The sequence below is a fragment of the Acidimicrobiia bacterium genome (genome assembly GCA_029210695.1).
GTDB lineage: Bacteria > Actinomycetota > Acidimicrobiia > Spongiisociales > JAHEDJ01 > JAHEDJ01.
Map to the genome: position 1 here is coordinate 1 of JARGFH010000097.1, position 7513 is coordinate 7513.

Below are 7513 nucleotides of genomic sequence, written 5' to 3' on the forward strand. Positions count from 1 at the left end.
CATCACTGGCGAGCAGGTGGTCCCATCCCCCTGGCGAAACTCATCTCAAGGTGGTCCCATCCCGCTGGCGGGCGACATGCTGCCATCGGCCTCGTCGCCGTCACCCGTCGCGACGTCGTCTGAACAGTGAGCAGGAACAATCCCAGCTGTTGAGTGCGTCCCCAGTTGCATCGCAGAAGTGCGACCTTGCGATCAACTGGGGACGCAACCATGACCAGACGCCACATCGACGCTCGAGAGATCGTGGAGGCGTTCCCGAGCCTGACGGAAGAGGACATCGAGGCGGCCAGGGCGCAGCTGGCATCGGTTGCGTAGATGCGGGTTCGTGCTCGACGCGGACGTCGACGCCATGGCCGTTGGATCGTTCCTTCGTCGGCGCGGGGGATCTACGGATCGGAAGGTTGGAGGTTCGAGTCCCTCTCGGCGATCTTCCGCCGATTGCCATGCCTCGCCATCGGGCGCCAGGCCGCGGCTGGGTGCGACTGAAGCCACGCCAACCGGGAAGAGGGGGCCTAGACATCTGGCCTAGGTGTGGCTTTCACATGCAGGTCCGACCCTGAGGAGCCGCAAACCTAACGAGAGCCGAAGTGCAGTCATGGGTATTTGACGCCACTGACCCAATCGTTAAGAAAGTCAGATGCGTCAGAGTTCGGTTCGATTCCACTTCCAGAAAGCAACGAAGGTGAAGATCCCACACGCTACAACGGTGAAAACAATGGCACCCGGCGCGGATACTGGTTGGCCTGTGATTAGGGCACTGGCAACGGATGTGTCTGACTCGTTGGTCGCTACGACGAGCGCCCAGGGGAGGACCGAACCCAGACCGGGGATTCCAACGATCAGTTGTTGTCCGAATGCGAAGGCCAACGGAATGGCGATGACCGGTCCGGCTGAATCGAACAGGGTGCCGAGCATCAAGGTGAGTGTCAGGAAAAACATCAGGTTCAGCGCAGCGACCGACGCTCCCAATGCGAACCGAGGTGTCGAAACTTCGATGCCTGCCAGCGTGAGCTGGAGGAGCAGCAGGACAGAAGGGATGGCAATCATGGTGGCGATCACGCCGACAGCGTTGGGGACGAGCTTAGAAAGCATGAATGCTTGTCTTGACGCCGGTTTCGAGAGCACCCATGCGGCTGTCCCGCTGCGTTTCTCCCCAACGATGGCTTCCTGCATGACAATGGCCACAGCGATTGCGGCGAACATCGACATGACGCTATAGAGCGTAAACACGTCAAGCTCGTCCGGCGCGTCGCCCCAGACGAACGCGGCCAAGGACCCATTGATTACAACGGTCCACAGGAGAGCTTGTATCCACCACTCTTTGGTTCCCCACCAGGAGCTAAACCCGGCGCTCATCAGATTCGAGAGGCCCCCACGCCACCCGCTTTCGAGACGAGGCTCGAGAGCGGCAATCCCGGCTTTAGTCATCCGTCGGTCCTTCCGCGACAAGTTCGACGAAGACTTCTTCGAGATTTGCCGAATGTCTAGCGAACTTCTTGACAATGAGGGTCTCATCTTCCAGCAAGACCCGCTGCAATCTCGTCTCCGCCGCGTTCGCGTCATTCGCCGTGACTCGCAACCGGGCCGGCGGTCCGTCGTCGTCTACCACAACCCGATCCACCCAAGACTGGCCAAGAAGAGCAGTCCTTGCCCGTTCGACATCGCCTTCGATCTCGACAGTGAACACCGAGTCGGTACCGACCGAAAGCACCTCACCAATCTGCCCCTGGCTGATGATCTGACCCTTGTTCAAGATGCAGACCATGTCGCTCACCCGCTGAACATCGTCGAGGATGTGCGTGGAGTAGAAGACAGTCGATGTGGCCCGGAATTGCTCCAAGATGGCCAACACGTCACGCCGCCCCAACGGGTCTAGAGCCGCGGCCGGTTCGTCGAGGATCAGCAGATCAGGCTCGTGAATCTTGGCCTGAGCGATTCCCAGCCTCTGCGTCTCGCCACCCGAAAGGGTTTTGATCGGACGGTCAGCCTTCTCCGCAATCCCCACCAACTCCAACATCTCATCAATTCGGGCTTCAATCCGATCGCCCGGCCCTGAGAAGAAGAACCCGGCAGCGAAACGAAGCGTCTCTCGTGCGGTCATGTGCGGGTAGAAACGTGGCTCCTGTGGCAGGTAGCCGATTCGGCGTCGAACCTCCGAGCTGTCAGCCACGATATCCAGGCCAAAAACGGTTCCGGACCCTGCTGAAGGTCGGATGAGACCGAGCAACATCTTCATCGTCGTTGTCTTGCCTGCGCCATTCGGACCGAGAAACCCAAAGACAGAATGATGAGGGACTTTCAGGTCAATCGAGTCAACTGCATGTACACCGTCGTAGGACTTCGAGAGAGCCGTTGTTTCCACAGCCAGATCGGCAGCATTCACCGAGAAACCTCCCCCGCACAACAAAGCCTGCTCAAAGAAGAGCAACCCTAACTACCGAGACCCCCGGTTTCCAGTCCACTTCTCGGGAGCCTTTCACGGTTGCGTCGTGGTCACCTCCCTCGCCGGTAGGCGATTCGCCGTAATCGGCGGCTCCGGAAACGGGGCAACCGGTGGGGCTCATCTTCGGATGACGAACGCTCCGGCCTGTTTCCGACTGTCGCGTTGTCCTCCATCCCGGACAGATCGCCGACGGCCGAGCCTGTTTCGCCCAACTCCACGTCTCGAACCTTCGTGATACTCAACCCCGGGGGTGTCGGGTGGCGCGGATCCTCGTTTCGATTGGACTCCCGACGCTGGTCACCACCGGCTCCAGTCATGCTGGTTCTCCGGGAGGATGTTCCCATCCAGGTGAGCACCGAGGGGTGATCTCTCGAAGCGCAGCCGACCCCCGCCGCGCCTGCGGGCCATGAGCTCGTCGGCCTTTCTTGGGAGCCAAGTTGGGAGCCATTCGCGGTGGATTCCGACGGACGGCTGTGGACGCCGGTGGAATCGAAAGCCTGTCGTTCTGGACTGGTGTGGACGGCTGTGGACGCCTGTGGACACGGCTTGGAGATCTACGGATCAGAAGGTTGGGGGTTCGAGTCCCTCCGGGCGTGCTACCGAAACCCCTGCGTGAGCCGGGATGTCGTTGTCATCTCCCGCCGAATTCGATGCCCCGTGACGAGCGGTTGGGCCGCGACTGGGCCGCGAGACTTCGAGCCCGCCAGGTGGCAACTGCGAAAGCCATGCTCAGGAAGATCAGAACGATGGCGGGGTCCTCGATGACCTGGGCCGGATGAATCGTGGTCACGAATGGAGCGAGACCGAGGGTGGTCACAAGCGCGGCGAACCCAGCCCGGCGCGGCGCCGCCCGGCGAGCGGTCTCCGAGGTTCCGTCCTCCAGGCGCCACAGCACAATGACCATGGCGATCACCAGGTAGAACGCAGACGGATTCACTACGCCCGCGAGCATGAAGTGCACGTTGAGGAATGTGGCGACTGCCAAGGCGCCGACGACGCGCCGGTTCAGGGCGAGCAATGCGGCAATGACCAGTTCGGCGATGCACACCATCGGCGCGACCACGCCAGCGAACGGCTCAACCACTTGGGTGAGGAAGGGCTGGTAGATCGTGACCGCGTGGGAAGTATCTACTTCGAGGAATAGACGCAGCGCCTCACCGCTCCACCATCCATCGGTGATCGCGTTCGCGGTGCCCGCCCGCAGCCAGCCAATCGCTAGGAAGAGCTGCGGGAGAAGTATCCATGCAGGCATCTGTCCGCTGCGCCACGCTGTCGGGTTGATGAGCCGGTCGAGCCGGCGTTTCAGACTTTTCTCGCCCGCCATCTCCGAGACATACGGAGGAACCTGGCCATCGGTTCTCGGGCGGGTCTTCCACACTGCTCCCCGCCGGGGATGATGGTCACCCCTCGGTAGACGGAGGGGTGAAGTGACGACAACGGCTGAACCAAAAGCGGATCTGTAACGTACTGTTACCGACCGTATCGGCAAGGATGGAGGAGGAGATCCGATGAGGAAAGTACTCGTGGTTGTGATCGTGCTGGTCGTGGCTGCACTGGCGCTCCCGGCTGCGGCCAGCGGCCGCCCACTCGACGCAACGCTTACGGGAGCGGCTGAGGTACCCGTATCGGGCGACCCGGACGGGAGTGGCTCCGCCAGCGTGACGCTGAACCAGGGCCTCGGTGAAGTCTGCTGGGACATCACCTTCGCAGGCATCGCCGCGCCATTCGCGGCACACATCCATGTTGGCGAGGCCGGAGTAAACGGGCCTGTCGTAGTCCCTCTCAATACTTCGAGCGGATGCGTCGACGGCGTTGACAAGGATCTGATCAAGGACATCCGCCAGAACCCGTCCGACTACTACGTGAATGTGCACAACGCGGACTTCCCGGGCGGCGCTTTGCGCGGCCAGTTGGAGAAGTAGCCCTACCCACTTCCGCGGCGAGCACCAGTTCCGGAAACCGGTGCTCGCCGCCGCGGTGGAGTCAGGTATTGGCGGCGAGGCTCACAGCGGACGATCATTGCACCATCGCCGATCAACCGGTATGAACAGGAACGAGCCGAACCTGAAATCACGCCGACCGATGCCTGTTTGGTTGTCAAGGGGGTGTTTGGGCGCGTTTGGGATTCCGGCTCGACCGGCGATCGGTAGTTGGGCGTAGGCTGGGGGGTGGCCCGGGGTGGCTGCGCTGAAGAGCCGGTGATCAGGATGGAAAGCCGGCCGCGCAAGCGTCAGGGACGTTCCTGTTTGCCCCCGGGTCCTAGCTTGTCTGTTGGTCGGCTTGGAGGTGGCGGTAGACGACGTCGGAGAGGCGCCGTTTCAACGCCCGGATCGCTTCTTTGGGTGTTCTACCTTCTTCGAGTTTGCGTTCGTAGAAGATGCGGCCCTCGGTATTGGGGTGATGCAGCTGGCAGATGGCAATGGTGTGGATGGCATGGTTGAGCATCCGGTTGCCTCGGGGGTTGAGCCGATGCCGTTTCCGTGATCCTGATGATGCTTCGATGGGGGCGGTGCCGTTGTAGGCGGCGTAGTGATGGCTTATCGGGAACCGAGAGACGTTACCGGTGTGGCCGATCAACAAGGCGGCGACGACGGGTCCGACACCGTAGATGTTGACCAGGGTGGTGCCCGACGCCTCCACGGGCACGGCCAGGCGGGTCTTGGAGGCATCTCGTTCTTTGTTGAGTCTCCGCACCTCCCCCAACAGCTGGTGGGCGATACGTTTGCGTTCGGTCTCGATCATCGATACCGGCCGGACCCGCTGCAGCAGCCCGGCGGCTCTGTTTGGGGTCATCTCAGTGCCCAGACCACCGGGGATCAGGGCCGCCAGCACAGCGTGAAGCCGGCAGGCAGCCTGGGTCTTGAGGCTGAAGAGCTGGGTGTGACGGTTGGCCAACATCCGCAGCACCGTCACATGATCCTCGGTAGTCACCGCCCGCAGCCCCGACTGACGAAGCGCCACGATCGCCACCGAGCGGGTGTCGTCGGAGTCGTTCTTCTGCGAGCGGGTCGAATCGAGTACCCGGACCCGGGCCGCCTGGGCCTAGATGGCCGCCAGCCGGGTTATCGGGCGGTGGGAGTTGGGTCTTTTTCCTCTGGTCGGATTGTATGGATTGGGTTAGTTCTGTTGTAGCGGAGCTATGGCGAGACGCGCTGCCGCAGGTGGCGCCGAGGTGACTCGTGGCAACGACACCGCAGGCCCCGGGAGGGGCGCGGCTGACCGACTCCCTGTCGGAGGTGGTGGGGAGCGCCGCCGCGGAGGCGGGCACGACCCCGGAGCCCGGCCCGTCCCCACTCGCGTCCGAGGTTCGGCCCGACGAGCCGATCGGCCGCAGCACAGCCTTCGACGCCCGTGTGGAGGAGGTCCGCTGGCTGTTCGGCTCTACCGCTCGGTCGCTCTTCTCCCCTCTGGTGGGTTCGATTCGGCGCCGGCTCGGGCTGGCTCCGCAGAGTTCGGGAGCCTTGGCGTTAGCCGGTTCACTGGGGGTTGGCATCAGGCTGGGTCTGGCGCTGCTGGTCACCGCGCTGGTCGGGCAGTGGACCGACATTCCTTGGGGCCGTTGGACGGCGATCGTCGTGTTCTCCGGGTTGTTCGACGCTATGAAACTGCTGGCGTCGCCGCCCGTCGATGTCGAGCCGCGGCCGTGGATCAGGCAGTTGGGGGAGAACATGACACCGCTGCTTCCCACGATCGTGCGGGAATCCGACCTCGAGGATCTGGCTGCCGCGATGCGGCGCTGGTCCCGGCCGTCGGTGATGGTGGCTTGCGGTGTGGCGGTGGCGACCCTCATGCTGGGGGCCGGCTGGCTGTTTGCTCCAACGGGGATGGACGAGCTTCCCGCCGGCAGCGTCGTCCTGCTGGCCCTGCTGCTCTACGAATTCGGGGCGCTGATGGTCTTCGGGGACTTCTTCGAGTGGGCGTTCGCGGCCCGCCAGGCCAGGTACCACCACGATCTCTTTTGGCCGAGCCCGGCCGACTCGCCCGAAGTCCGGACGGCGATGCAGATGTGGAACGTGAGAGCGCTGGCGTGGTGGATCACCGTCTATTTGGTGCTCATGTTGGTCCTGGTGTCCTGGGATTCACCGGTAGTGGTACCGCTGGCGGTGGGGTTCATCGTGATCGGCTACCTCACCACGATTGGCGCAGCCTTTGGGGACCGGGCCAGCGTCCGCAAGATCGTCGAGCGGACCCGCCAGCAGCAACTAGAGGAGCTGCGACAGCTTATCAAGCCCTTCAAGTCACGGTACACCGACCTTTCAACACAAGAGTCGGAGCAGCTCCGGGATCTGCTCTTCCTCCACGACAGGATCCGCGATGCCCCTGCGACTACCTCCACCACCCGCACCCTCCTGCGTGCCGTGGCGGGATTGATCGTTCCCACCATCGTGTTCGTTATCACCGTGTTCGGTGAGGTATCGGCCGAGCGCCTCCTCGACGCCATCCTCCCCTGAGCGAAAAGCCGACTCGCAGCTATCCGGATCGGCGGATGTTGCGAGGCGAAATCGGGGACCTGTGGATGAGGTTGGGTCACCCTTGAGAACCGGCAGGGTGATGATGTGGGGGCCTGGTCGAGCCACCGCCGTTGTTGGTGGTTGGTTACGGTTGGGTGGTCTCCTTGGGGTCCGGTCTGACCCACGAACCGGCTGACGCCAGGTTGGTTGTCTTGTGAATGACGAGTCGGCCGGACTCTCTGGGGGACGCCGGCACTCACCGGTCGGGCGGTGCGACGCCGGTCGGGCTGCGGTAACAGCTCGAGCCGTGTCGGTGTCCGCCGTCCCGGTGGTGCGTGCCAACCCTTTGCCCATAGGTCGAGAGAAAGGGATGGCCATGACCATGGTATCTGCGGGTTTGATCACCGGTGGGGTGGATACCCACCTCGATGTTCACGTCGCCGCCGCGTTGGATCGGATCGGGGGCTTGTTAGGCGTCGCTGAGTTCGACACCACCCAGGCGGGCTATGAGGCGCTGTTGGCCTGGTTGTTGAGCTTCGGTTCCCGAGGTGTATCTGACTCTTTGATATAGGTCGCCGGGTTCCTAACCCAATTCATGGTCGGGTCCGGGGCGGGTTGT

The 7513-nt window shown here is 62.8% G+C and carries 7 protein-coding genes and 1 tRNA gene; 4 read left to right on the top strand and 4 right to left on the bottom strand.

The features are described from left to right. Window positions 1-642: 642 nt before the first annotated feature. Together P1T08_17685 and P1T08_17690 are read right to left on the bottom strand one after the other, a co-directional pair. Window positions 643-1428, bottom strand: coding sequence for a hypothetical protein (locus P1T08_17685; protein MDF1597915.1), 786 nt, complete (start codon window positions 1426-1428; stop codon window positions 643-645). Further along, window positions 1421-2383, bottom strand: coding sequence for an ABC transporter ATP-binding protein (locus tag P1T08_17690; GenBank protein ID MDF1597916.1), 963 nt, complete (start codon window positions 2381-2383; stop codon window positions 1421-1423). The genes P1T08_17685 and P1T08_17690 overlap by 8 nt, the downstream gene beginning before the upstream one ends. Before the next feature lie 553 nt (window positions 2384-2936). Here P1T08_17690 and P1T08_17695 point away from each other — a divergent pair. Then, window positions 2937-3036 (top strand) — tRNA-OTHER (locus P1T08_17695). Between the two features lie 38 nt (window positions 3037-3074). Here P1T08_17695 and P1T08_17700 read toward each other — a convergent pair. After that, the gene (locus P1T08_17700) at window positions 3075-3767 is read right to left on the bottom strand and encodes a hypothetical protein (GenBank protein MDF1597917.1); all 693 of its coding nucleotides are present in this window, start codon (window positions 3765-3767) and stop codon (window positions 3075-3077) included. A gap of 184 nt (window positions 3768-3951) precedes the next feature. On the opposite strand from P1T08_17700, the gene P1T08_17705 reads away from it, so the two are divergent. Then, window positions 3952-4365 carry a CHRD domain-containing protein gene (locus P1T08_17705; GenBank protein MDF1597918.1) on the top strand — a complete coding sequence of 138 codons (414 nt, stop codon included), beginning with the start codon at window positions 3952-3954 and terminating at the stop codon, window positions 4363-4365. Window positions 4366-4702: 337 nt separating this feature from the next. On the opposite strand, the gene P1T08_17710 is transcribed toward P1T08_17705, so the two are convergent. Beyond that, window positions 4703-5404, bottom strand: a complete 702-nt coding sequence (locus P1T08_17710; GenBank protein ID MDF1597919.1) for a transposase — start codon at window positions 5402-5404, stop codon at window positions 4703-4705. Window positions 5405-5622: 218 nt separating this feature from the next. Between P1T08_17710 and P1T08_17715 the strand changes: the two genes are divergently transcribed. Both P1T08_17715 and P1T08_17720 read left to right on the top strand, forming a co-directional pair. Then, window positions 5623-6894: a hypothetical protein gene (locus tag P1T08_17715; protein ID MDF1597920.1), complete on the top strand. Its 1272-nt coding sequence runs from the start codon at window positions 5623-5625 to the stop codon at window positions 6892-6894. A 376-nt stretch (window positions 6895-7270) separates the two neighbouring features. Next, window positions 7271-7465, top strand: coding sequence for a hypothetical protein (locus P1T08_17720; GenBank protein MDF1597921.1), 195 nt, complete (start codon window positions 7271-7273; stop codon window positions 7463-7465). The last annotated feature ends 48 nt before the right edge of the window (window positions 7466-7513 follow it).

What these genes read in the sequence shown, in the direction of transcription:
- P1T08_17700 (MDF1597917.1), bottom strand. Translation starts at nt 3,767, where the DNA reads ATGGCGGGCGAGAAAAGTCTGAAACGCCGGCTCGACCGGCTCATCAAC.
- P1T08_17720 (MDF1597921.1), top strand. Translation starts at nt 7,271, where the DNA reads ATGACCATGGTATCTGCGGGTTTGATCACCGGTGGGGTGGATACCCAC.
- P1T08_17705 (MDF1597918.1), top strand. Translation starts at nt 3,952, where the DNA reads ATGAGGAAAGTACTCGTGGTTGTGATCGTGCTGGTCGTGGCTGCACTG.
- P1T08_17685 (MDF1597915.1), bottom strand. Translation starts at nt 1,428, where the DNA reads ATGACTAAAGCCGGGATTGCCGCTCTCGAGCCTCGTCTCGAAAGCGGG.